Source organism: Prosthecobacter vanneervenii (genome assembly GCF_014203095.1).
Classification (GTDB): domain Bacteria; phylum Verrucomicrobiota; class Verrucomicrobiia; order Verrucomicrobiales; family Verrucomicrobiaceae; genus Prosthecobacter; species Prosthecobacter vanneervenii.
Genome location: NZ_JACHIG010000001.1, coordinates 1,261,051 through 1,285,527 on the forward strand (window position 1 = coordinate 1,261,051; position 24,477 = coordinate 1,285,527).

Genomic DNA, 24,477 nt, shown 5'->3' on the forward strand with positions numbered 1-24,477 from the left:
AGCCGGCAAAGAGAACTGTGTGTCATCTGGAGCATGGTGCTTTTCTTCTGCCTTTCCCCTGTGCGGGGATTAAATATCCTACCTGTGTTGTATGGGTTAAATCCAATATCATCTTTGTCCAGTAGGATTTAGAAAAAACTTGTTCACCGCACACGCTTCTCAGCGATGAAAAAAAATCCGGCCCGGCACACTCTGGGCGCACCGGGCCGGATTGTTTAACACCAGATGGCTGCTGGTGGCTTATGCGCGCAGGATCAGAGATTGGGCGCGTAGGATTGCAGATGGCGGTAGCGTGCCAGGATGGTCTTCACCGCGCTGACCGTGGCTGCCACCTGGTGGGGCATGGGGGCCAGAGCGGGCGTTTCAAAGACGATCTCCAGCGGCTTGGGGCTCTGCTCGGGCGGAGAGGTGAGCATGCCCAGGTAGCCCTCACGGATGATGCCACGGTCCGCAAGGAAGCCGTCGATGACATGCGATTCATTGCGCGGCAGGATCGCTGCGGCTCTCTGCAGGGCGGGCTCCAGCAGATGCTCGCTGAGGAAGGAGCCTCCGACAAAGCCGTAGAGGCCGTCACTCTCGCTGTCCGAGTGCAGCGAGATGATGCCGTCATACTTTTCACGCCGCAGTTCGCTCTCCAGATACTGCACCTCGGGCTCGTCTGACTCGCTCCAGAACTGGCGGTTGAGGTCCAGCCCGTTGCTGGAGTGGCGCGTGTTGGAGCGGCGGCCCGTGGGATTGCACACGGGGTAGATGTGCAGCTCGTAGTCATGCAGTTCCACCGGCTGCTCGGAGGCCCAGCGGATGAGCTCAAAGGCGGCCAGGGTGCCTGCCTCTTCGTCGCCATGAATGCCGGCGAAGATGGCAAACTTGAATCCAAAACCGGGTCTCACCGGCTTGGAGATGATCTTGGGGATGAAGGTGCTGCGCTCGATCTCGGGCGTGTCTTCACGCAGCACGAAATGGCGGCGGCGTATGAGGGGGCGGGGAATGCTGTCCCCGGTATGAAGAATGGGTGAAGGAAGGGCTGACATGGTGCGGTGTGTTTCTAGGATCCAACTTTACTGCGGGCTTCGTCGGCGAGTGCCGTGGAGAGGTAGCGTTCACCCGTGCTACATCCTACGGTGACGATGAGCTTGCCCGCATTCTCGGGGCGCGCCGCCACCTGCAGCGCGGCCCAGACGTTGGCTCCTGTAGAAATGCCCACCAGCAGGCCTTCCTCGCGGGCGAGGCGCTGAGCGGTGGCGATGGCATCCTCATTGGTGACGGTGATCACGTCGTCGAGGATGCTGATATTGAGATTCTTCGGCACAAAGCCAGCGCCAGTGCCCTGGATCTTGTGCGGGCCGGGCACCACCGGCTGGCCTGCACGCGTCTGGGTGATGACGGGCGATGCGGCGGGCTCCACCGCGATGGACTGCAGCGCGGGCTTGCGCTCCTTGATCACCTCGCTCACGCCGGTGATGGTCCCGCCGGTCCCCACGGCAGCCACAAAGATGTCGATCTTGCCTTCAGTGTCCGCCCAGATCTCCTCGGCGGTGGTCTTGCGATGGATGGCAGGATTGGACGGATTTTCAAACTGCTGCGGGATCCAGGAGTTGGGGATCTCGGCATGCAGTTCGTTGGCACGCTCGATGGCCCCCTTCATGCCCTTGGGGCCGGGAGTCAGCACCAGCTCGGCACCCAGCAGGGCCAGCAGCGTGCGGCGCTCCAGGCTCATGGTCTCAGGCATGGTAAGGATGAGCTTGTACCCTTTGGAGGCGGCTACAAAGGCCAGTGCGATGCCGGTGTTTCCCGAAGTGGGCTCGATGATGGTGGTGCCCGGCGTGAGCACTCCGGCAGCCTCAGCGTCCTCGATCAAGGCGCGCCCGATGCGGTCCTTCACGCTGCCCAGGGGCTCTTTGAATTCGCCTTTGAGGGCAATGGTGGCGTTCACTCCTGCGGCGATCCGGTTCAGCTTGATCAGCGGGGTGCGGCCGATGGTTTCAACGATGCTGTTGTAGTAGGACATGGTGGTGCTGGCGGGGTTGAGGATGATGGGAAAAGTGGAGCGGAAAGGCGGAGGTTTATCTCTTGAGCTGCGCAGGAGTGCTGTCTGCGGCGAGCCGTGTCTTCTCCGTGCTCTCCACCTGCGTCACGCGGCCCTCGTGCACGATGATCTGCACCGAGCCGAAGCGCAGTGCGGACACCTTTTGTCTGACGATCTCGATCCAGGAATCGGCTTCGGATTCTGCGGGCTGATGGGACATGGCTTTCGGGAGGAAGCTGGGAGTTGCGGATGGGCGTGCCGGTGAACGGGCTCTAATAGCAGTTACAACGGATGTATTATTCTTAAATATACACTGTGCAAGTATGAATAAGAAAAAGTTTCGCGCCATGCAACAGGGGTTTTATCCTCCGAAACCACACCACAGCCACTCTGAGAACTCCGTGGTGCCATGGGCTTTCAATCCCCCCGGTGCTGAAGCGGAACTGGTGGGCCTTCCTGCCGGACAAGCCTCAAGATCGCACCGTCCTGTGCTGGACCGCCTGCGGCTCAGGCCACGGAATCCAGCAGCGTGGCCAGGAAGCCATCGGCCGGGTCCGCATGCTTTTCGCGTCCGGTTTTTTTCTTGGCCGTCTTTTTTGCGGCATGCTGCTGCTGTTTTCGCAGTGTCACCTCCACCACGTCTTCCAGAGTGTAGCGGTCCAGAATATTGGCGATGGCATTGCGCACATCGATCATGAGCATGCGCAGCCCGCAGTGCGTCTCGTCCGGGCAGGTGCACTTTTCATACTCCGTCTCACTGGCGCAGCCGATGGGGGCCAGCTTGCCGTCGATCAGGCGCACCACCTCGCCCATCTTGATGGATTTCATCGGCTTGGCCAGCCGGGTGCCGCCGTACTTGCCACGCAGGCTTTCCACATAACCCGCGGTGCGCAGCTCAAAGAGAATGGCCTCCAGAAACTTGAACGGCAGATGCTCCTGCTCCGCCAGGGTGGAAACAGAAATGACCCCCTCCTGCTGGCGCTCGGCAATGCCCAGCCGGATCAGGGTGCGCAGTGCATATTCACCTCGTTTGGTCAGTCGCATGGTTTGTGCCCATGAGTATGCAGCCCCAAGCCCCACGGGGCAAGTAGGATTATGAGGCAGCGCCTGCGCGAACCACGCAGCAAATCAGCACAGCCACCTCCGCTGCGTGAAATTAAATGAGTGATCGAACCACATAAACAACAGGCCGCTGATTGGTTCGAACCAGCCAGGGTGTTTCTCCATCGCAGGCCAGCCCTAAGCTGAAAAAAGTCACCCAGAATCACTGTCGGGATCAAGGGGTGTTTGTAATCATAACGTCGAACGGCACCGGCAGCCCATCGATGGGTGAAATCAACACGTTGGCGGGATGTATATCCCACACATCGATTCCTTCCTTGCGAAAAGACAAAGAGTTCTCATAGCCAATACCTGTCCAAGGAAGCAGCTCGAACTCCGCCAATTCGAAAGCCTCCTTCAGCTCCAAGAGAGTAGCTTTTTTCCCACTCACTCCAGGTTGAGTCGTCACAATCCTCCAATCGTGCGCTGCAGCGTTGCACAAACCTGCCAAAATCACATCATCACCAAAATGCTCGTTCTGTCTTTGCATTCTTGAGAAGTACTCAAGGGGACTCGCATTGTGCATGTAGGGCGTAGCATCTTCTTTCCAACTGACAGTATATCCCGACGAATTAATTTTGGTATACTTCCACCATAATCCAGTGCCGTCGTCAAATCTCACATCGTGTTCTCTGCCACCGGGACGAGCATCGTCAGCAGAGCTTGCGGCTAAAATCGAGCCGCTTTCTTTTGCCCATTGGATGAGCGCTTCCCACTCTTTTTCGAAGCGGTCAAAGTCATCGACTTCCCCATGAGGATATCCATTTGAGCATAAGCTTCCTCGGATGAATGCTGCCGCATCACCAAGCGAGCTTGACGAAGCTTTTGAGACAACTGTGCTAGGCTCATGTTCCTTATTAACAGTACCCATTTCAACGGAACATAAGCAACATCTTTTTCCACCCCAAAGGAAAAGAATGCCCGATGAAAAATCACCTTTCAACAGCTCATTTTCAAATATCAAAACCACTTACTTATGGAAGGCATCAATGGGTTTGGCAACGAGCTGTGCCTAGCTCCAGCCAAGCATCTGATTCCCCCCGCGATCTATCAGTGCTTTAGACTGATGATTAGTGATATAAATAGAAAAAGTGGAGGCGAGGGGAGTTGAACCCCTGTCCGAATCACCGTTGCCCGTAGCGTCTCCATGCTCAGTCTCATCTTTGGTCTCGGTGGGAGGCGGCTTGAGACAGCCTACTCTTCACCCAGCGTCCTGTTTGGTCTCGTTTGTGACCCGGTCGCCCGGCCGCCAAACCAGCCTGGTAGTGGCATCGTTCAGGCTACCAGACATTGCCTGAAGGATGTCGCAGTGCTTAAGCTGCGAGTGCTAGCTCGTTAGAGTTTGCATTTATGTTTTTGATCCGGTGTTTAACGAGGCCAACGAATCATCCTCGGCATGCAGCTCCGAACTAAGACGACCCGTCGAAACCAGTACGCCCCCGTTTTGGAGAGGACTCAGGATACCCCATCGCCGCCCAGGGTCAAGGTGGTTCGGTGTCTGGTTCGTCCTCGTCCTCCTACTCGTCCTCGATCATTGAACTTCCGCCAGCGGATGAGGACTATGAATGGCGATGGGTGGTCGTGGGAAGAGGCCTTTGTGAGGCTTAGGGGACGCCTGAGCGCCGTTGACCTGGATAAAGTGGCAGTACCGAGGACGAGTTCGAGTAGGAGGACGAGGACGATGGCGCTTCGATGCCGCTTCTTGACCGCCTGCCCCTTGTTTGACCTCCTGACCTCCTCTTGACGCCTTGACCTTCCGCATTCGTCATTCACCTTCACCGCCCCTCATGTCCGCTCTGAAACTCCACGACACCCTCTCCCGCACCGACCGCGCTGTCACGCCACTCGACGGCAAGACCCTGCGCTTTTACTGCTGCGGACCCACGGTGTACGGCCCGGCGCACATCGGCAACTTCCGCACCTTCGTGGCGCAGGACGTGATGCGCCGCGTGGTGGAGGCCTCCGGCACGCCCACCCTCCATGTGCGCAACATCACCGACGTGGACGACAAAACCATCCGCGACTCACAGAAGGCGGGGCAGAGCCTCACCGACTTCACCCAGGGCTGGACGCAGAAATTCCACGCCGACTGCGCCGCGCTGAATCTGCTGCCCCCGCACGTGGAGCCCAGCGCCGTGGCGCACATCCCGCATCAGGTGGCCATGATCGAAAAGCTCATCTCCGGCGGCCACGCCTACGCCGCTGCGGATGGCAGCGTGTACTTCCGCGTGGCCTCCTTCAAAGACTACGGCCGCCTCAGCCACCTGGAAGACCGCGAGCTGCGCCTCGGTGCCAGCGAGGCCGCCAGCGCCACCGACAGCGACGAATATACCAAGGACTCGCTCACCGACTTTGCCCTCTGGAAAGCCCGCAAGCCCGAAGACGGCGCCAACTACTGGCCCAGCCCCTGGGGCGAAGGCCGCCCCGGCTGGCACCTGGAGTGCAGCGCCATGATTCTCGAATACCTCGGCGAGGACTTCGACCTGCACAGCGGCGGCGTGGACCTCATTTTCCCGCATCATGAAAACGAGATCGCCCAGAGCTGCTGCAGCACGCACGGGAAATTCGCGCATCACTGGATGCACGTGGCCCACCTGATGGTGGACGGCGGCAAGATGAGCAAGAGCATCGGCAATCTCTACACGCTGGCCGATCTGGCCGCGCGCGGCTACACCGCCGCCGAGGTGCGCTACGTGCTCATCTCCGGCCACTACCGCGCCCCGCTGAATTTCACCATGCACAGCCTGGACTCCGCACGTCAGGCCCTGCAAAAGCTGGCCAAGGCGGACAAGGCACTCGCCGCCGTCTCCCCTGCCCTCTCCGCTGCAAACTCTGCCGGCCCCTTTGCCGAAGCCTGGGAGGTGCTGCTCAATGACCTCAACGTCCCCGGCGCCATGGGCGGCATCTTTGGCGTGCTGAACAAGCTCAAGCCCGCCGCGCTCTCCGCCGACGAAGCCGCCGCCGCACGCAGCGGACTGCACTTCATGCTCGGCGCCCTCGGCATCGTGCTGCCCCCCGTGGCCGACGACGCCGTGGCCGACGTGCCCGCCGAGATCCAGGCCAAAGCCCAGCAGCGCTGGGACGCCAAGCAGGCCAAAGACTGGGCCGCCGCCGACACGCTGCGCAAAGAACTCGAAGCCGCCGGCTGGCTCATCAAGGACAGCAAGGAAGGTTTTACCGTCGTGCCGAAGTGAGGCTGCGAAAGCACGAGCGCAAATTTGGACTGCGGTCGCGCAAGGAAGGCTTCACCGTGGTGCCAAAGTGAGGCTGCGAAAGCACGAGCGCAAATTTGGACTGCGGTCGAGCAAGGAAGGCTTCACCGTGGTGCCGAAGTGAGGCTGCGAAAGCACGAACGCAAATTTGGACTGCGGTCGAGCAAGGAAGGTTTTACCGTGGTGCCGAAGTGAGGCTGGGAAAGCCCGAGCGCAAATTTGGACTGCGGTCGCGCAGTGAGGCACGAACGAAGCTACCGCTTTCGAGCGTCTCGTGGCGTGCGTGAGGTCAGCAGCCCCCACGCACCCAGCACAAGGTAGGGCGCTTGGTCCTCCAAGCGCCGTCGAACGTCTCGCAGCCCGCGCACGCTCCCCCCAGCCCCCGCGCACCCATAGCCCGCTCACTCACCAACAGTCGCGGCTCCCTGCGAAAACCAATCCCTCCCAGCTCTCCCGCGTGGGCGCCAGCCTAGTGATCCGCACAACGCGAAGCCAGCCGAAGGCAATCCTCTGTGCGGCTCGATATACCCAGCGTTCTCACAGCCCCTTGGCATTCGCGCGTTTTTCTACGTGAAATAGCAAGCCTGTGCCGCCTGCTTTTTTGCATGCTTCCTGCATGACAAGAAATGAGCGCTGGATTCTGCGCTGCATGTTGTGGCTTGTTCATCAGGGTGCTTGCGTGCCGCACAGAGGACTGTGCGGACCACTATGCGGAGCCTTCCTTCGCATGCCTCGCGGCCTTCGCCCACCGTCCGGCCCACGGAAAGCGGTAGCTCCGTTCGTGCCTCACTGCGCGACCGCACTCCATATTCTGAGGTGCCCCCCATCTCGTTTTGTTTTGCTTTTTTCCGCAGGTCCGCAGAAAAAGCTGCGTTTATCTGCTCTCTCATTCCACCCACCACTCCGACCATGAAACGCATCGCCGCCCTCTGCCTCGCCCTCGCCACTCTCCCACTGCATGCCGAGGACTGGCAGCCTGAGGCGGGCTTCACCTCCCTCTTCAATGGCAAGGACCTCACCGGCTGGTGCTTCCGCGAGAAAACCAAGAAGGACGATCCGAACCCCGGCGCCATCACCGCCAAGCACGATGGCAAGACCGAGGCCGCCGATGCGGGCAAGTACATCGTCAAGGACGGCGTCATCGCCGTGACCTTCCCCACCGAGATGGACAAGCTCACCGGCCAGCTCTACACCGTGGCCGAGTTCCCCAAGAACTTCATCCTTAAGCTCGAATTCCGCGCCAGCGTGAACGCCGACAGCGGCATCTTCATCCGCAAGCCCCAGCTCCAGTGCCGCGACTACCTGGTGGCCGGCCCCTATAAAGAACTGAAAGCCTACAAGCCCCAGGAGTGGAACCAGATCGAAGTCACTGTGAAAGACGGCGTGGCCCACTGCACCTGCAACGGCGAAGTCCTAGAAGACGCTCTCAAGCTCCCCGCCACCGGCCCCATCGGCCTGGAGGGAGACCGCGGCGTGATGGAGTACCGGCATATCCAGATCAAGGAAGTGCCGTGAGAGGAGAAGTGAGCGAGGGGGATGCGGGCAGATTTACGATTTTTGATTAATTATTTGGCTGAGACCGCCATGCACTCCGGCTCTGAAATCATCAATCGTAAATCATAAATCATAAATCATAAATGCCCCCGCCTCCGTGCTAGATAGGCTCCTCGGCGGTGGTATCAATATTGAGCCTCTCTGGCAGCCCGCCCCCCATCCCCCAGCGAAAAACCTCTACCGCCGCGAATTTCCCGGCGACCTCGGCATCTCCGCCGTGGCGGATGAATAGGCGCAGGCAGCAGGCGGAGGCAGGACACACCCAGATCAGCGGGCCCCAGAACTCTCACGTTTTCCAGCCAGAAAGAAAAACGCCCGGTGCCGCGCCCGGTGCTTCTCAATGAGCGATTGAATCCACGCGGAGTCGGGAGCCACGGAAATGCCGCGATAATGCCGCATCTTGTCACGCCCGAGCTCGAAGCTGGCCCGCGTGTTGATCCCGAGCACCAGACCGTGCTTTTCGATCAACGGGCCGCCGCTGTCTCCGGGTGTCAGCTCCGCAGTGTGCTCCAGCGGCCGCCAGCGGGCACCGGGAGGATTTGCCATCACGGGGCCCAGGCGGGTCACTGAGCCGCCACTGTAGGCGATCACAGGGCGTTTCTCGCTCGCATTCCCGCAGGTAAAGATCTGCGAGCCGTTTTTCAGTTCGTCAAATCCAGCGAGCTTGTAAGTCTGGTACGGCGTCACGGGAGCGTGGATCAGGGTGAGATCGGGCTCGCCCTTTTCGACGCGACCGCGCCAGACAATGTCCGGCGTCAGGCAATGGAGCTCGCCGTCCGAAGCCAGGGCGACAAGGGCAAGCCTGGGCCTGTGCGCGCAATGACTCGCGGTCAGGAAATAGCCATCCGATGTCACCGGCACCGCCATGCCTTTGCCCAGCGCGCCTTTCGTCTCCGCGACAATCTCAAAGGTTTTTGACCTGTCTGTCTCCGCGCTTTTGACGAGGGTCACGTCCATGGCGCTGCGGGACTGAAACAAGACCGCCCACCGGAGGGCCGCATAGTCCAGCGCCCTGGCGTCTCCGATCTTCCGATGTGTCCATTCCCTGAGGCCGGCAGGCCGCCGTGCATTCAAAATGGCCGTGGCGCGCTGCATATCCCGTTGGCTCAGCGGCAGCGCCTCGGGCTCTGCCATGCGGCCACCGCGAAAAGGGACGCACGATTCGAGCAGGGCTCCCACGCTCAGAATGCCCAAGGCCTGAAAAAAAGAGAACCTCATAGGCCGATCCGCCGCCCTCGGTTGAGAAGAAACAGGATGTCCTGACGATTCTGCAGAGCCGAAGTGATTTTGATGATCGTTTTCATTGCTCAATTTCTCTGCACGTCATCCACTTCAAAGACACAGCCACGCGTATTACCGGCAGCGTCTTTGAATAGCGAGACAAATCCGCACGGAAGCATGCTCCACTCACGCCAAGCGCCCGCTTTTCTCCTTCTGGGAGGCTGTGGCTGACGCAGCCCCGTATTATGCTTGAGTTTCACCCCCGTACGGCCATGAGGTGTGCGCAAGATGCGCCGCTGCGTGGCGTAGCTTTCATACCCCCATCCCCCCATGAAAAACCTCTACCGCCGCGAATTTCTCCGCGACCTCGGCATCTCCGCCGGGGCGCTGCCGTTTCTTGCCGGGCTGCCCAGTCTGACGGGTGCGCCCACGCCGCAGCGGAAGCAGAGGCTCATCATCATGTTTTCGCCGAACGGCACGCTGCCGAATGAGTTCTGGCCGGACCAGGAAGGGGCGGACTTCAGCTTCAAGTCCATCCTCAAGCCGCTGGAGGCATTCAAGGACAAGATGCTCATCCTCCACGGCATCGCCAACAAGGTGAAGGGCGATGGCGACAGCCACATGCGCGGCATGAGCTGCCTCCTAACCTGCGACGAACTGCTCAAGGGCAACATCATGGGCGGCGGCGGCAATCCCGCCGGCTGGGCCAGCAGCATCTCCATCGACCAGGAGCTGAAAAACTTCCTGCAAAGCCGCAAGGAAACCAAAACCCGCTTTGGCTCGCTGGAATTCGGCGTGGCCGTGCCGGAGCGCGCCGATCCCTGGACCCGCATGTGCTACGCCGGCGGCAACCAGCCCGTGGCCCCCATCGACGACCCGCACCAGATTCTCAAAAAGGTGTACGGCAAGATGAAGGACAAGGACAGCCTCGTCAGCATCCTGGATGACGTGCGCGACGACCTGAAACGCATCTCCTCCAAGCTCAGTGCGCGCGACAAAGCCCTGCTGGACCAGCACATGACCCTCGTCCGCAGCATGGAGCAGGACCTTGCCGAAGCCGACAAGCAGGGCAAGCTGGCCCACCCCGTGCCGCAGGTGGACCCCAGCATCGAGCTGGTGAACGACAACACCCCGCAGATCAGCCGCATCCAGATCGATCTCCTCGTCAACTCCCTGGCCAACGACATGGCGCGCATCGGCACTCTGCAGTACATGCGCAGCGTGGGCATGGCGCAGATGCGCTGGCTCGGCGTGGAGGAGGGCCACCACTCCCTCTCCCACGACCCCGACGACAAGAAGGACAGCTACGAAAAGCTGCTCAAAATCAACACTTGGTTCGCCGGAGAATTCGCCTACCTGGCCAAGCGCCTCAGCGAGACCCCCGAAGCCACCGGCGGCGGCAGCATGCTGGACAACACCCTGCTCGTCTGGACCAACGAACTCGGCAAGGGCAACACCCACACCCTGGACAACATCCCCTACATCATGATCGGTGGCGGATGCGGATTCAAGATGGGCCGCAGCCTCAAGTTTGACAAAGCCGCCCACAACCGCCTCTGGATGGCCGTGGCTCAGGGCATGGGCCACGACCTGCAGACCTTTGGCAAAAAGGAGCTGTGCGAGGGCGGCGCGCTGGCCCTGAGCTAGGGCCCCCGCGGCCACAAGGCGCCGGGGTCTCCTGACCCCATGCCTGGCACACACCTCCCACCCGCCGCTCTTCCTCCCCACCCGGCCCATACACGCCCAGCGCCTAGGCGCGCGCCCCCAAAGTGGTCCGCACAACGCGAAGCCAGCCGAAGGCAATCCTCTGTGCGGTTAGTGAGCCCCCTGAACTGCTAGACATGAGCGAGCTTCGTAGAAACCCAATGCTGATTGTCTGATGTTGTGGTGAAGGGCCTGCGCGGAGGGTGTGGGCAGAGAAGCACGTACTGGGCAGCGCGTGCCGCACAGAGGACTGTGCGGACCACTTTGCTGGCGCATGCTCGTGTAACCCAGAAGCATGTCTGCTCCCCAGCCCCGCCAAGACTCGAATCGCCCTGCCCCTCCTCCCGCCTTGGCGAGGAATCCTTAACCTCTCCAAAACAAACAACTGTTTACTTGAACAGCATTCAAATGAATGCATACTTGCGGAATGAGACACAGCATCCACGATATTTGCGAAATGGCATCAGCAATCGGCGGCACTCAAATCGCCGCCCGGCAATGGCTGGAAGCAGGCTTTTCCCCTGGCGATGCCGCCGCCTACACGCGCGCCGGATGCTTTGATGTGGACCGCACGGCCAAGCTCAAGGAAGCCCAAATCGCCCCCCACCTGCTGGCCTCCAGCGGCCTGGCCTGGGACTACTGCAGTGGCTGCGTAACGCTGACAGAGTTGCAAAGACTCATCGTCCCAGATACCCGGGGCTGCGCTCTGCTGCTCAACTAAGGTCTAGTCTCAGGCTCTTGCCAGGAGCAAGAGCGTGCCGCTCATATGCACCAATGTGGAACGATTGCATCGTTTCACCTTCAAGTCACTCGACAGGCGGACTGCTATGGCATCATGCCAAAAAAGCGGCTGCCCCATGATTCAAGAAACGCTTTAATCGTTAGTTTTTAATTACCCCAACTCAGGGAGTGAAACTCCCCTTTGCGCAGTCCAAACGTAGTGCCCTGCACCATTTGGTAACTTTTCGCCCGTTTCACAATTCCGCACCTCATTGAGGATCAATACGCACATCGGTGACTCAGGAGCCAATACACTCTGAGCCGTTGAAAGGGGCAGGATGGAGGCACGCCGTTGAAACCACCGGGGCGTGTCGAGCCCTGAGATCTGCCACTCAAGCTCCAGCATCATCCCAAGTTCTCATCACGCCCCCTGAGCTGATCTTGTTGGAGGCGGCAAGCGGAGCCGTGACTCAGCACACCCATAATGAAACGCTTATTTCGTTTCATTAAAGGCCGCATTCCCACGGAATTCACCGCTAGCGGACGCAGCCGGTCATCCAGTATCCGGGGCATTCCTGCCCCGTCTGATCAAACGCCGCAGCAGCCCAACCATGCCCAAGCCAGGACCCGACTGGCAGCCGCTAGCCATTGCTGCATCTCGAATTGTAACGTTTTACCCGTTTCTATAACCAGCACCTCCCAAGCCATCCACCGGCAAAACCCACCCACTCTCAGCGCCCCCAAAGCAAGATATGGTTCCCACCTCTCCCACAGCCTTCGGCACCTGCAACCCATCCCTTCGGATCCTGGATGAGACAGCGTGGGGGCTGTATTTCGGATAACGCCCAGCCAGCCACTTCATCGTTTCCACCCACGCGGCAGCCACGCTGGGGACTGATCGCAGGCATCATCTCGGGCCTGTGACGGGCACCGGTCGGAATGGACAAGTTACTCACCTTGCGGACTGAAACGAGAGCGGCCCCATTGTAATGATAGAAAGGTTTGAAAAACGTTATCATTGATGCTTAAACGATTCATTACCAATCTTGTGAATAAGAACCCTCAGGCATCACAGCGTTACATAAAAGTTACTGATGGCAGCAAATCCCAGGAAAGCTGCAGACTGTTCACAGACTAACAAGCTGTGAATACTTCCCCTTTGGAACGCCTCAAGAGTAACGTTTTTAACGATACACTTTCCTCAATTCTCGCCTCGTCCTTGCCCAGCAATCGCAGGCCGGAGCGGCTCGGCACCCAAGGAAAGGGCAGCAGTGAGGGTGTCGGGTGTGCGGATCAGGAATGAGCGGAGGCTTGTCAGGGACGACCCCAAAACGTTACCATAATATCGTTTCATTTTACCCCAAGCTAAGGAGAACACAGGACGTGCGATGGCGCTCTCGGAGAGAGCGCACCACTCCGCGCCGGGCGGCAGTGGGCTGGGGGGCCTGCGGGAGGCGGCTGCTTGGGGACAAGCAGCCCAACCCTGCTCCCGGCATGCGCCGCGCACCTGGGTGCTTGGGAAGGGGGGCTATCTCCGGCCCGCTGTCTGGCGGAGGGGGATCGTCCCGATCCCTCACGCTCTCGCAATACCCCGCATTCTCGCCTTTCCACAAAACCGAGCCTCCCGCCCCTCCCAGCGCCCGCGCGTCTCCGCGAAGCCGCTGCAGGTAGGGGGATCAAGATGATCACCCTCCGTCGGCACGCGCCTCAGCCTTCAGACCCATTTTCATCGCATCAGGGTATGAGAGAGCCCGCCGGCTGGAGAGCGGCGTCGCCCCCGGCTTGGGGACGGGCAGCCCCGCCTGAGATGCCCTCCCCTGCCCCGGCCTGCATCTTCCTGCCAACCTTTGCTGGACACCGCAGCCGCCTCCGCTAAGGCAGAAGGCATGGCTATCACAGGCGGCAAACTTTTCATCACAGGTCATCGGGGTCTCGTCGGGCGCGCGCTGCTGCGTTATTATGAGGACAAGCCCCAGTGGCAGATCATCACCCGCACCCGCGAGGAGCTGGACCTGCGCGATCCGCATGCCACGGACGCCTTCTTTGCCGCCGAGAAGCCGGACGCCGTGATCCTCTCCGCCGCCAAGGTGGGCGGCATCAAGGCCAGCTACACCCACCCGGTGGACTTCCTGCTGGACAACCTGCAGATCCAAAACTGCGTCCTCTCCGCCGCGCACCGCTTTGAGACGAAAAAGGTGCTCTTTCTGGGCAGCACCTGCATTTACCCGAAGGCCGCTGAAATCCCCATCCGGGAAGACAGCCTCATGACCGGCCCCATGGAGGAGACCAATGCGCCCTACGGCGTGGCCAAGATCGCGGGGATCAAGCTCTGCCAGGGCTACCGCCACCAGCACGGCCGCGACTTCATCTGCGCCATGCCGGCCAATCTGTACGGGCCCTACGACAATTTTGACCCCGAGCACTCCCACGTGCTGCCCTCCCTGATCCGCCGCTTTCACGAGGCGCGCCTGCAGAGCGCCCCCAGCGTGACGCTGTGGGGCAGCGGCAATCCGAAGCGGGAATTCCTCTTTGTGGACGATCTGGCCTCCGCCTGCGGCTTCCTGCTGGAAAACTACAGCAGCCCCGACATCATCAATGTGGGCTGCGGCTGGGATGTCAGCATCCGCGAGGCGGCGGAGATCATCCGTGGCATCGTCGGCTACGAGGGGGAGATCCGCTGGGACACCACCCAGCCGGATGGCAACCCCCGCCGCCTGCTGGACGTGAGCCGCATGGAAAAGCTGGGCTGGAAGGCCCGCACCGACTTCCGCGAAGGCGTGGCCCGCACCTACCAGTGGTTTTTGGAAAACCGCGCCACCGCCCGGGTCTAGACCTGCTCTCGAACAGAATGTCCGATTGAACCGGCGAGCGCAGCGGCCCCAGTGGCAAGGCGGGAGCGCCGCCTGCTATTTGAAAATAACAGGCAAGCGACCCACGCAGCCCATTGGGCCGCTCCGCCGCCCGGGCAAGGTGACAGGCTATTCGAGAACAGGTCTAACTTTCATCCGAGCTGCAAAGTCAGGCTGGACACTCCAGCGCAGCAATGCCAATTGGAGGACCACCCATGGCCATCCAAGCTTTCCGTCCTGTCCTCATTACCCGCAATACCTGCCGAATCTGCGGCTCCCGCAGCCTCACCCCTGTCGTCAGCCTGGGAGATCAGTTCATCGGCGGAGTTTTGGCGAGTGCAGACGGCAGTGCGCTGGTGAAGCGCAAGGTGCCGCTGGACCTCGTGCGCTGCGACCCCTCCCAGGACGAAAACGCCTGCGGCCTGGTGCAGATGCGCCACTCCGTGCCGCCCAAGGTGCTCTACCACCGCTACTATTACGAGTCCGGCATCAATCAGTCCATGATCGACAACCTCACCGGCATCACCAAGCTGGTGGAGGAAACCGTGACGCTGAAGCCCAAGGACATCGTGCTCGACATCGGGTGCAACGACGGCACCCTGCTCTCCAGCTACCGCACGCAGGGCCTGCGCCACATCGGCATCGACCCCTCAGACGTGGCCCTCAAGGCGCGCGCCAAGGGCTTCACCGTGGTGAATGACTTTTTCACCGCCCGCGCCTTCCGCAGCGAGCACCCCACGGAAAAGGCCCGCGTGGTCACCAGCATCTCCATGTTCTACGATCTGGAGAACCCGCACGCCTTTGTGCAGGACATCGCCGATGTGCTGGCCACGGACGGCATCTGGATCCTGGAGCAGAGCTACCTGCCCGCCATGCTGGACATCAACAGCTTTGACACCATCTGCCACGAGCATCTGGAATATTACTCGCTGGCCGTGCTGGAGCGCCTGTTTGGCGATCATGGGCTCGAAGTGATCGACGTTCATCTCAATGATGTGAACGGCGGCAGCTTCCGCCTGGTGGTGGCCAACGCCGGCCAGGTCAAGCCCTCCCGCGAGGCCGCCGCCCGCGTGCAGGAGCTGCGCATCCGCGAGTTTGAGATGGCGCTGGACTCCGACGCGCCCTACGCCGTCTTCCGCGACAACATCGAGCGCATCCGCACCGATCTGACCGCCTTCCTGCAAAAGGCCAAGGCCGAAGGCAAGGTGGTGCACGGCTATGGTGCATCGACCAAGGGCAGCACCACGCTGCAATACTGCAATGTGACGCCCGACCTGGTGCCCTTCATCGCCGACCGCAATCCCATCAAGTGGGGCAGCTACACCATCGGCACGCACATCAAGATCATCTCCGAGGAGGAATCCCGCGCTGCCAAGCCGGACTACTACCTCGTGCTGCCGTGGCACTTCATGCCCGAGTTCCTGAAGCGCGAAAGCGACTTCCTGGCGCGCGGCGGCAAGTTCGTGGTACCGATGCCGCAGGTGCATCTGGTGGGTGCGTGATGCGCGCAGATAGGTCTTTTCAAAACAGCTCCGGTGCCGCAAGGACCGGAGCTTTTTTATTTGGAGTGTGGTCGCGGAGGGAGGAACGACCGCAGCTACCGCTTTTCGTGGGCCGAGTAGAGATGCGAGTGCCTGGGAGTTTTCGAAGGCAGAGGCTCTCGCCGGGCATGTGACACTCGCAGGCCGGGGAGCCCACGCAGGCCACGAGACGCTCGAAAGCGGTGGCTCCGATGCAGGCTTGCGCCTCGCATCTGCGCAACCGCACTCCAAATTCGCGCTCGTGCTTGCGCCACCTTTACGGCACTCTTGAGCCCGGCCCCGCCCCCTCACCCTTTCACCCATTCTGCAATGAACCAGCCCAAGGTATACGACAAAGCAAAGTGGCACTTTGAGACCGTGGACCAGCATGGGCTGCCCGAGGAGCATGCCTCGCATCACATCGTCTTTTTCTTTCGCTGGTGCATTGAAAACGACTTCGTCAGCGAGTGGCTGCGAACCGAATGGCCTGAAGACTATGCCGCAGTGCGCGACGGCCAGCTCAGTGCCCTGGACTACTTTGAGAAGCTGGACCTCTGCCTCATCGATGACATGCTCACGGATGAGGGCAATGCCTTTGCCTCGGCTTACTTTGAGTACGAAACCGGACGTTACATCGACGATCTACTTGCCACCCTCAAAGGAGACCTGCCTTCGGAGTATCACATCCCCTTCAACGAGGATACCTATGGGCGTCTCAGGCAGGTGATGGACAGTCGCTATGCCGCGTGGAAGACCGGAAACGTGGCCAGTGTGTCCAAAAAGCGCAAGTGGTGGCAGTTCTGGAAATGAATGCGGCTGCAGCGCATCCCTTCCACATCCGCTTGAATCCCGCGCCACGCTCGCTCGTCTAGCCTTTGCATGGAAGACAAGCCCGCTCCCATGACCAACACCAGCGCCCTGCGGCGGCTGCTGGGGTTTGCGCAGGGGCATTGGCGGATCGCGCTGCTGAAGCTGGCGCTGGCAGTGGGGACACGGGGCTGATCTATGTGTTTCCGGGGATTGTGCGCTGGTTTGTGGATGAGATCATCCCGCAGCGACGCGGCGATCTGATCCGGCGCATGGGCGGCAAGTTTGTGGTACCGATGCCGCAGGTGCATCTGGTGGGCTGAGCTGCTTTTCCAAGCCAAGGTTTGTGCTGAGAGCGAATCATTTGGCGCCACTCAGCCAATCCTTGGGAACGAAGAGCCGGAGTGCGAGACCGGCGGCTGTGGGATCGATCCCACAAACGAAACCTGGACCACCAATCCAAAAACACCCCTCGGCTTCGCAAGCAGAGTGAGCGTCAGGGGCCAAATATGCGAAGCATTCATCCGATACGCGAATGACACTGCTTGCATTGGTAGTCACATTCCAGCGAAACAGCTGAGCTTGATCGATCAGAAACAGAGTTTCTTTGTCTGGATTGGGCAGAATTTTTAACAAGCCGCTTCCGTTGATTTGAAACGCATTCAGCGGCTTGAGCTGAGGAGTCCCGCCTGGAACAAGCTCTAAAAAATCAAAAGCATACTTTTCTGAATCATATGTCGTCGCGAAATACCGGCCTTTTACGGTCGCCAGTGTGACAATTTGGTTCTTTGTCAGCAAAGTTTTCCTTTCTCCTGCATTGGAGAAGAGCCAGCAGCGATTGCCAAACTCGCCGTAGGCATAGGCGCAGAGCCAGTCTTTTCCCACGGGCATCATGTGAGTGGGTTCTTTGAACATTTTGTTGATGCGTGTCATGTCCGTATCGAAGCTGACCTTCTGCGGACGCCACTCCTGGGTTTCTGGATAGGCGAGCCTGCGAACCCGAACGGCAAGCTTGCCGTCTCGAACGGTGACGTCACACATCGGCCATCGATCCACCGGAGCGATGAAGTTATTGCCCAGTGCCTTCCATGCGTCCTGAACCTCGCTGGCCGTCACCTTGTAAAACTCGGACAGGGTGAGCGCGGCAGGTGTGTGCTCTTCAGCCACCACACCTTGCGCAACAACCCCAACCCAACAAATGATGATCGTCAGCAAGGGAACGCTGCGAAATGCGCATGAATTCATCAGAAACTGAGGATGTCATATTGGCGGTTGAACTGCCAGCTTTTTGCATGGCGGCTCGACTATTCCTCTTCCAAACAGGTTTGCGCGACGAACACCAACATGTGCTTGGATTCCACATCCGCTTGAATCCCGCGCCACGCTCGCTCGTCTAGCCTTTGCATGGAAGACAAGCCCGCTCCCATGACCAACAGCAGCGCCCTGCGGCGGCTGCTGGGGTTTGCGCGGGGGCACTGGCGGATCGCGCTGCTGCAGCTGGCGCTGGCAGTGGGGGCACGGGGCTGATCTATGTGTTTCCGGGGATTGTGCGCTGGTTTGTGGATGAGATCATCCCGCAGCGACGCGGCGATCTGATCTGGCGCATGGGCGGCATGAGGCGCTGCTGCAAGCCTGCCCGCATTACCGCGAGATGGCCTCACTGGCCTTTGAGGGCGATGAGGATACAGGTTTTTTAAAAACGGCATGAGGTAGGTGGCGCGGCGTGAGCCCGTGGGCGAGTGAAGCGCTGGAAGGCGGGGGCTTTGCGGTAACGCGGGTGCGTGGGACGTTGCGTGCACGTGAGGGATCGGGACGATCCCTCTCCGCCGGAGGCTTCGCCCACGGCAGCTTCGTCCCAGCGACGGAGGGGGATCATCTTGGTCCCCACACAGGGCGCTTGTTTGCACCCATCCAAGCCCTCAGCGCAGCGCCTCGCCCCCCTCACTCACCTGCACATGGGCTGCCGGTGCTCTCGGCCTGGAGGTCCATGTGTTCAGTGTCCAGATCAGCGGGCGGGCCGGTGTGGGACACCATGTGGCGAAATTTCGTCGTGGGCTCGTCCGGGGTCAGGTTCGGCACGGCTTCCAAGGTCAGGTGCAGCTCCGCCAGCGGCCAACCGGTCGTGCGCAGGCGCTCCTCCAGGCGGCGGCGTGCGGCTTCCACATCCACCACGGTGCCCGGGATCGACTCCAGACGGATGATGAGGTGATTGCGCTCCACCTGCACAGCCTGCCATTCCCGCACCTCGCGCAGCGGGTCAAAGGCATGCTGAAACGGATACTCCAGCAGCGCGCGGTAGCCTTGGGCTATGTGCAGCCAGAAGACATCCTCCGTGCGGCCCCGGATCGTCTGCAGGCGTGGCAGACGGCTGCCGCAGCCGCAGGGCTCCGTGGCCATCGTCACCCCGTCTCCCAGCTCGTAGCGGATGAAAGGCTGCACGGTGTTGGCCAGATTTGTCAGCAGCACCTTGTGGCCTGGCTGGCCGGGCGGCACGGGCTGGTTGTGTGCGTCCACCACCTCCAGGATGGCCCAGTCGCTGTTGAGATGCGCGCCGGGCGCGGTGGGGCAGCCATTGCTCAGAAACAGGCACTCGCCGCAGGCGTAGTTGTCCAGCACCGGCACGCCAAAGGCATGGCGCAGGCGCTCGCGCGTCTTGGCGGTCAGGGGCTCGCTGCAGGTGATGAGCCGCTCCAGGCGGGGCAGGTGCAGTTCCTCATCATTCAGCGCCAGCAGCTCCAGGGTGGAGGGCATGGCCGTCAGCACGCTGGGGCTGAACTCATTCAGCTTGTCCAGCAGGCGCGGGTCATTGGCAGGCACAAAGAGAAAGCGCATGCACCAGTGCAGGTAGCGCGGCAGGTGCTGCCACACGCATGCGGAGGGAAAGAACCCCTGCGCGCTGCTCAGCACCGCCACCCGTGTGGGCCGCAGCAGGCGGCGCACCGTCTGCACCAGGCGCCCCACCGCGCTTCCTGCGCCGGCCGCTTGGCCGCGTGTCAGTTGAAAGGCATACAGCAGGTCCAGCACCTGCTGATTTTGCACGATCAGCGCCGGCTGCCCCTGGCTGCCCGAGGTGTGCGCCACTGCGTACTTGCCCAGAAAGAGGCGGCCCGCATTCGCGGCGTCTGACATGAAGCCCTCCACCCCCGCGCGTGTCACGGCCGGGTCCGTCACCACCGCATCAAAATGCGCCATCATTTCCGCCTTGGTGGTGATGGGAAAGGCCTGCAGGTCCGTGCAGTCCTCCGGCAGGTGGCGGAATTTCTCCCGGTAAAAGGCGGAGCCCGCACGTGCCTGGGCCAGCAGCGCGCGCAGGCGCTCCTGCTGCGTCCGCTGAATCGCCTCCGGCGCCTGCCGCGAGGGCGCGAACTGGCGCAGGGCCCACAGCGTGCGCTGGATCAGCTGGAAGAAGCTGGCGAAAGGAGCGCTAGTTGTGGCATTTGTCGCCATGGGCTGTCATGGAAAGTGGGGCTTGGATGTTGGATTTAGGATTTAAGACAACCTCTGAGAAATAGCATAAACGGTGCCTGAATGTCTCGAAATTAATTGTAACAGTCTGGTGGCAAACTCGTTGCGCTGTTACCGGTTCCAAATCGCCCTCGCGCTTTCGCAGCAGGATATGGAACCGGAACGACGTGGAGATAGACAGCCGCAGGCTGCCCGAAGGGCGAGCGCAGCGAGTCAATGCGGTCGCGGAGTGAGGCACGAACGCAGCTACCGCTTTTCGTGGGCGGGATGGCTGGCGAATACCTTGGAGCCATGAGAGGCAGAGGCTCTCGCGGGGCATTGGGCACTCGCTGGCTGGTCAGCCCACGTGTGCCACGAGACACTCGAAAGCGGTGGCTCCGATGCAGGCTTGCGCCTCGCATCTGCGCAACCGCATTGATTGATTCGCTGCGCTCACCCTGCGGGCTCCTTTCAGTCGTCTGTCTCACTTCGTTCGGCTCGCTGCGCTCACCCCTTCGGGGCAGCCTGCGGCTGTCGATCTCCGCTTCGCTACGGTTCCAAATCGCCCTCGTGCTTTCGCAGCAGGATATGGAGTGCGGTCGCGGAGTGAGGCACGAACGCAGCTACCGCTTTTCGTGGGCCGGACGGCTGGCGAATATCTTGGAGCCATGAGAGGCAGAGGCTCTCGCAGGGCATGGGGCACTCGCTGGCTGGTCAGCCCACGTGTGCCACGAGACGCTCGAAAGCGGTGGCTCCGATGCAGGCCTGCGCCTCGCATCTGCGCAACCGCATTGATTGATTCGCTGCGCTCACCCTGCGGGCTCCTTTCAGTCGTCTGTCTCACTTCGTTCGGCTCGCTGCGCTCACCCCTTCGGGGCAGCGTGTTGACGTGGATGTGCGCAGGCGCTGGATGATGCGGGAGGCCCGGCTTTGTGGACACGCGAGAACGCTGGGCGTTGTGAGAGCGTGAGGGATCGGGACGATCCCTCTCCGCCAGAATGCGGGCTGGCAGCGTGTGATGGCGGCCTCACCCAGCAGACCTGTTTTTAACTTTGCGTGGTCTAACTTCCCCCCCGCCCTTACTTCTGATAAATCGGCAGAAAGTGGTGATGCACGCTCAGGCTCAGCAGGGCCAGTGAGGTGGCATACACAGCGCCGGCGCTCTTCTCGTTGCCATTGCGTGGGTACCAGCTGCCGTCCTGGCCTTGGGCGGAGATGAGGGTCTGCTCGGTCTTCTGGCGGGCGGCGGCGGCAAAGTCTCCGCCGCGCTGGTACATGCCCTGCGCGTAGTAGTAGCAGCCGTAGAAGAACCAGGGCTCATTGATCTCGGGCGGGGATTTCACCAGCCAGTTGGCCGAGCCGTGCACCTCGGGGGCCTCATACTGGCCGCACACCTGCAGGGAGAGCAGGCCCGCAGCCGTGGTGGAGAAGGTCTGGCGGCCGCCGTAGGGCTCGTAGCTGAAGGCCGCGTTGTCGGCCTTGGGATTGCCATTGGAGTCGCGCTCCACGCGGTAGCTGCGCTTGATGTAGGCCACCGCGTTGTCGATCGCGCCCTTCGGCACGTCAAATCCGGCGTTCTTCGCGGCGCGCAGGGCCATCACCTGCCACACGCTCACGGAGATGTCGCTGTCACTTGAGCTGGGCTCATAGCGCCAGCCGCCGCGGTTGGCCTCGCTCTTGGGCACCTGCTGGGAGCGGATGATGAGCTGCACGGCCCCTTTCAGCAGCTGCTGCAGGCGCTTGTCCGTGGCCTCGTCCGGCGCGTGGCCGATCATCTCGGCCATCATGAGAGACATGATGCCGTGGCCGTACATGCGCGAGCGGTCGCTGCGGCCCAGGTAGCCGTTTTCGTCAGGCTCCACGCCTTCCACCACATAGCGCAGGGCGCGGCCGCAGGCCTGGCCCTCGGGTGTGGGATCGTCCGGCATGTGGCCCACGGAGGCCAGCCCCATCAGCGCCAGGCTCGTCATCGCCGCGCTGTGGGAGGGCAGGTCGCCGCGCTTGGGCTTGGCATCAGATTTTTCATCCACGATCAGTCCGGCGGACTTCTGCTGCTTCATGAGCCAGCCCACGGCCTTGTCCACGGCGGCCTTCACCTGCGGGGAGATCAGCTCCGGCTTGGCGGTCTCGGCGCGGGCGCAGGTGGCTGCGGCCAGCAGGGGAAGGATAAAAAGGGATCGGGGAAAGCGCATGGGCGGACGAAAACAGTCCATGCACCCTCAACGTCCATTCATCCACGGAATTTGCGGCTCTTCGCGCAGTTGGCGCCAATTGTTCATCGCCATCATGCCAAAGAGGATGAGGGTGAAGAGGCCGCCGCCGATGCGGTTCACCGCGTGGATGTCCAGCAGATTGAGCACGCCGTTTTGCAGGCCCAGCCACAGCTCCCGCTCAAAGGACAGCCCCGCCAGCACCACGGCGCACACCAGGCTGATCGTCAGCGTCTCCTTGTGCCGGGCGGGGCCCAGCGCCGTCTGGCACAGCCGCCCGCCATCCAGCGGCAGCACGGGCACCAGATTCAGCAGCGCCCAGAAGAGGCTCACCACGGTAAAGGCATCCATAAACTGGTGCAGCCACAGCGTGGGCGGCCGCCACAGCGTCAGGCTCCAGCCCACGACCAGCCCGGCCAGGATCTGCAGCACCGGCCCGCCGGCGGTGATCATGAGGGACTGATTGCGCGAGCGCATGCGGCTGCCCATGGCCATGCCGCCAAAGGCAAAGAGGATGATCTCCACGCGGCGGTCGCCAAAATTCCGCATGGTCAGCGCATGCCCCAGCTCATGGATGAGGATGGACACCAGCACCGCCGCCACCCAGGCCAGCAGCCTGCGCAGCTCCGCCGGGGTGTTGGCCTCCAGCGCCCCGCCCATCAGCGCGGTGTTGAACCAGAAGATCCAATGAATCTGCACCGGAAAGCCGAGGAGATGAAAGCGAAGCATGCGGGGGTAGAAGAGGCCGCATCATGCGGGGACGAAGGGCGCGGTGTCAATGATACTTTCTGGAATATGACTTAAGGGAGGTGGGGAGGTGATGCAGTGCATCGAAAACGGCACCGCCGCATGCGCGTGCCACGCCGCCCAGGAGCGCGGACTTTAGTCCGCAGCAGGTCGCAAACACGAGCCCGGTGATGCGTGGTCTGCGTGGCGCACAAGCACGGTGGTCCTCGGTGTGGAGAGCGCCAGTGTGGAATAAGAGCTCTGCGGGCAGCGGAGAGCTGCGGAATAAATTCCGCGCTCCCGGGGTGCTGTTTGCCTGCGCAGTTCCCAGCCCCCTAAAAACCCCGGAAACATCCGCCCTCAGCTTCGAGTTCCACGCTCTCACGCAATGATTTGCAGCACTTGATGTCGCTCAGATGACTGGCAATCTATGCATGTGCAAGACGCATTGTGCCTAAGCTTTGTATCTTGTGCGCCACTACTTCCAACCCCGACTCCTTGTGGACTCATGAAACCGCTGCTTCACCTTTTCCAACTGCTCGCGGCTTTACCCCTTTTTGCTAGTGACCTGCCAATAAGAATGTCCACGCGCTGGCTCGGAGATCGGGTTGCGATGCACAAAATAATGACTGCGACAATCGAAGGCTATGCCAATGAACTTCGCATCATCGGTGATGGACTTCGAGCAGCTCAAGCAACAACCAGCGGTGAACGAAAAACCGTCATTGATGCATCACTGCAATCACTGGATGCGATCATGCAACGCCAGGATGCTGGAGGTACATTCAGTTTGCTCTCTCTTGTCAATCTGCTGCACTCAAACAACACAGATGAAAGCCCGCGTATCCTGCCAGGAATCAGTAATGCATCAGCTCAGAGCACGCTGAACTATCTCATTGATGGTATCTTCACAGCCAGGATGACCTTTGCTGCTGACGTTGTTGGTGACCAGGAGATGGAATCGATGATTCGGTTTTACGCAGGCAATCCTGCGCAAACCTCGGAGGGTAGCTGGCAACAGACCAACACCATGCTTTTCGTTTTTGGAGATCGATTGCTGAAAATTCTGGCTACGAAAGCTCCTGACCGCATTGATGCTTTTTACAAAGCTGTTCTGGATGCCCGTAAAAGTGCTCAGAGTGGCCCAGAATCAGATGAGGAGGCGATCTCAGATGCTGAGAAGCCGACTGCCGGGCAATTGCGAGCTTATGAGGCGACATTCTGCAAGCTCGAAGCACTCGCGGCCAAAGGCGCTTAGCCGAAGTCCGCCCCCCGCAAAGCCCGGCACGGAGGCCACCTGAGAGCGATGGCATCATAAACATCATGGAAGGGGGCGCGGACATAGCGTGCTGAAGACGGTCAGGCGCCAGTGCTGCGTGGCCT

General features: G+C 60.8%; 22 protein-coding genes and 1 other RNA gene. 12 read left to right on the plus strand and 11 right to left on the minus strand.

What is annotated here, in order from left to right; translation table 11 throughout:
- Positions 1–254: 254 nt before the first annotated feature.
- From HNQ65_RS04805 to ssrA, 6 genes are all read right to left on the minus strand, one after another.
- Positions 255–1,031: a M14 family metallopeptidase gene (locus HNQ65_RS04805; protein WP_184338331.1), complete on the minus strand. Its 777-nt coding sequence runs from the start codon at positions 1,029–1,031 to the stop codon at positions 255–257.
- 14 nt (positions 1,032–1,045) lie between these two features.
- Positions 1,046–2,008, minus strand: a complete 963-nt coding sequence (cysK, locus tag HNQ65_RS04810) for a cysteine synthase A (RefSeq protein ID WP_184338332.1) — start codon at positions 2,006–2,008, stop codon at positions 1,046–1,048.
- A 55-nt stretch (positions 2,009–2,063) separates the two neighbouring features.
- A complete protein-coding gene (locus HNQ65_RS04815) occupies positions 2,064–2,246 on the minus strand; it encodes a YezD family protein (protein ID WP_184338333.1) in 183 nt (60 codons plus the stop codon).
- A gap of 287 nt (positions 2,247–2,533) precedes the next feature.
- Positions 2,534–3,070, minus strand: a complete 537-nt coding sequence (locus HNQ65_RS04820) for an RrF2 family transcriptional regulator (RefSeq protein ID WP_184338334.1) — start codon at positions 3,068–3,070, stop codon at positions 2,534–2,536.
- 232 nt (positions 3,071–3,302) lie between these two features.
- A complete protein-coding gene (locus tag HNQ65_RS04825; RefSeq protein WP_184338335.1) occupies positions 3,303–4,091 on the minus strand; it encodes a hypothetical protein in 789 nt (262 codons plus the stop codon).
- Positions 4,092–4,216: 125 nt separating this feature from the next.
- Positions 4,217–4,568: a transfer-messenger RNA gene (ssrA, locus tag HNQ65_RS04830) on the minus strand.
- A gap of 346 nt (positions 4,569–4,914) precedes the next feature.
- Between ssrA and cysS the strand changes: the two genes are divergently transcribed.
- The 3 genes from cysS (at position 4,915) to HNQ65_RS26790 (ending at position 8,125) form a co-directional block, all read left to right on the plus strand.
- A complete protein-coding gene (gene cysS / locus HNQ65_RS04835) occupies positions 4,915–6,321 on the plus strand; it encodes a cysteine--tRNA ligase (RefSeq protein ID WP_184338336.1) in 1,407 nt (468 codons plus the stop codon).
- Between the two features lie 927 nt (positions 6,322–7,248).
- Positions 7,249–7,854, plus strand: coding sequence for a 3-keto-disaccharide hydrolase (locus tag HNQ65_RS04840; protein WP_184338337.1), 606 nt, complete (start codon positions 7,249–7,251; stop codon positions 7,852–7,854).
- Between the two features lie 136 nt (positions 7,855–7,990).
- Entirely contained in the window at positions 7,991–8,125 is a 135-nt protein-coding gene (locus HNQ65_RS26790; RefSeq protein ID WP_281382059.1) for a hypothetical protein, read from the plus strand.
- A gap of 35 nt (positions 8,126–8,160) precedes the next feature.
- On the opposite strand, the gene HNQ65_RS04845 is transcribed toward HNQ65_RS26790, so the two are convergent.
- Complete coding sequence (locus HNQ65_RS04845) at positions 8,161–9,111, minus strand: S1 family peptidase (protein WP_184338338.1); 951 nt, start codon at positions 9,109–9,111, stop codon at positions 8,161–8,163.
- A 333-nt stretch (positions 9,112–9,444) separates the two neighbouring features.
- Here HNQ65_RS04845 and HNQ65_RS04850 point away from each other — a divergent pair, with 333 nt between their 5' ends.
- The 7 genes from HNQ65_RS04850 to HNQ65_RS26800 all read left to right on the plus strand — a co-directional run bounded on the left by HNQ65_RS04850 (position 9,445) and on the right by HNQ65_RS26800 (position 17,037).
- On the plus strand, positions 9,445–10,761 hold the full coding sequence (locus HNQ65_RS04850; RefSeq protein ID WP_184338339.1) for a DUF1552 domain-containing protein: 1,317 nt from the start codon (positions 9,445–9,447) through the stop codon (positions 10,759–10,761).
- Positions 10,762–11,275: 514 nt separating this feature from the next.
- Positions 11,276–11,539, plus strand: coding sequence for a hypothetical protein (locus HNQ65_RS04855; RefSeq protein ID WP_184338340.1), 264 nt, complete (start codon positions 11,276–11,278; stop codon positions 11,537–11,539).
- A gap of 1,885 nt (positions 11,540–13,424) precedes the next feature.
- Positions 13,425–14,369: a GDP-L-fucose synthase family protein gene (locus HNQ65_RS04860; protein WP_221306031.1), complete on the plus strand. Its 945-nt coding sequence runs from the start codon at positions 13,425–13,427 to the stop codon at positions 14,367–14,369.
- Positions 14,370–14,602: 233 nt separating this feature from the next.
- A complete protein-coding gene (locus tag HNQ65_RS04865) occupies positions 14,603–15,889 on the plus strand; it encodes a class I SAM-dependent methyltransferase (protein WP_184338341.1) in 1,287 nt (428 codons plus the stop codon).
- 348 nt (positions 15,890–16,237) lie between these two features.
- Entirely contained in the window at positions 16,238–16,717 is a 480-nt protein-coding gene (locus HNQ65_RS04870; protein ID WP_184338342.1) for a DUF7832 domain-containing protein, read from the plus strand.
- 69 nt (positions 16,718–16,786) lie between these two features.
- Positions 16,787–16,909 (plus strand): hypothetical protein, encoded by a 123-nt coding sequence (locus HNQ65_RS26795; RefSeq protein WP_281382061.1) that lies wholly within the window; start codon positions 16,787–16,789, stop codon positions 16,907–16,909.
- A 5-nt stretch (positions 16,910–16,914) separates the two neighbouring features.
- Positions 16,915–17,037, plus strand: a complete 123-nt coding sequence (locus HNQ65_RS26800; protein ID WP_281382062.1) for a hypothetical protein — start codon at positions 16,915–16,917, stop codon at positions 17,035–17,037.
- 37 nt (positions 17,038–17,074) lie between these two features.
- On the opposite strand, the gene HNQ65_RS04875 is transcribed toward HNQ65_RS26800, so the two are convergent.
- Positions 17,075–17,929 carry a hypothetical protein gene (locus tag HNQ65_RS04875; RefSeq protein WP_184338343.1) on the minus strand — a complete coding sequence of 285 codons (855 nt, stop codon included), beginning with the start codon at positions 17,927–17,929 and terminating at the stop codon, positions 17,075–17,077.
- A 189-nt stretch (positions 17,930–18,118) separates the two neighbouring features.
- On the opposite strand from HNQ65_RS04875, the gene HNQ65_RS26805 reads away from it, so the two are divergent.
- Positions 18,119–18,241, plus strand: coding sequence for a hypothetical protein (locus tag HNQ65_RS26805; protein ID WP_281382063.1), 123 nt, complete (start codon positions 18,119–18,121; stop codon positions 18,239–18,241).
- A 414-nt stretch (positions 18,242–18,655) separates the two neighbouring features.
- Here the strand turns inward: HNQ65_RS26805 and HNQ65_RS04880 are convergent, their stop codons facing one another.
- From HNQ65_RS04880 to HNQ65_RS04890, 3 genes are all read right to left on the minus strand, one after another.
- Positions 18,656–20,161, minus strand: coding sequence for a phenylacetate--CoA ligase family protein (locus tag HNQ65_RS04880; RefSeq protein WP_184338344.1), 1,506 nt, complete (start codon positions 20,159–20,161; stop codon positions 18,656–18,658).
- A gap of 1,076 nt (positions 20,162–21,237) precedes the next feature.
- Complete coding sequence (locus HNQ65_RS04885; protein WP_184338345.1) at positions 21,238–22,350, minus strand: prenyltransferase/squalene oxidase repeat-containing protein; 1,113 nt, start codon at positions 22,348–22,350, stop codon at positions 21,238–21,240.
- 27 nt (positions 22,351–22,377) lie between these two features.
- Positions 22,378–23,097, minus strand: a complete 720-nt coding sequence (locus HNQ65_RS04890) for a site-2 protease family protein (RefSeq protein ID WP_184338346.1) — start codon at positions 23,095–23,097, stop codon at positions 22,378–22,380.
- 505 nt (positions 23,098–23,602) lie between these two features.
- On the opposite strand from HNQ65_RS04890, the gene HNQ65_RS04895 reads away from it, so the two are divergent.
- On the plus strand, positions 23,603–24,352 hold the full coding sequence (locus HNQ65_RS04895; protein WP_184338347.1) for a hypothetical protein: 750 nt from the start codon (positions 23,603–23,605) through the stop codon (positions 24,350–24,352).
- The last annotated feature ends 125 nt before the right edge of the window (positions 24,353–24,477 follow it).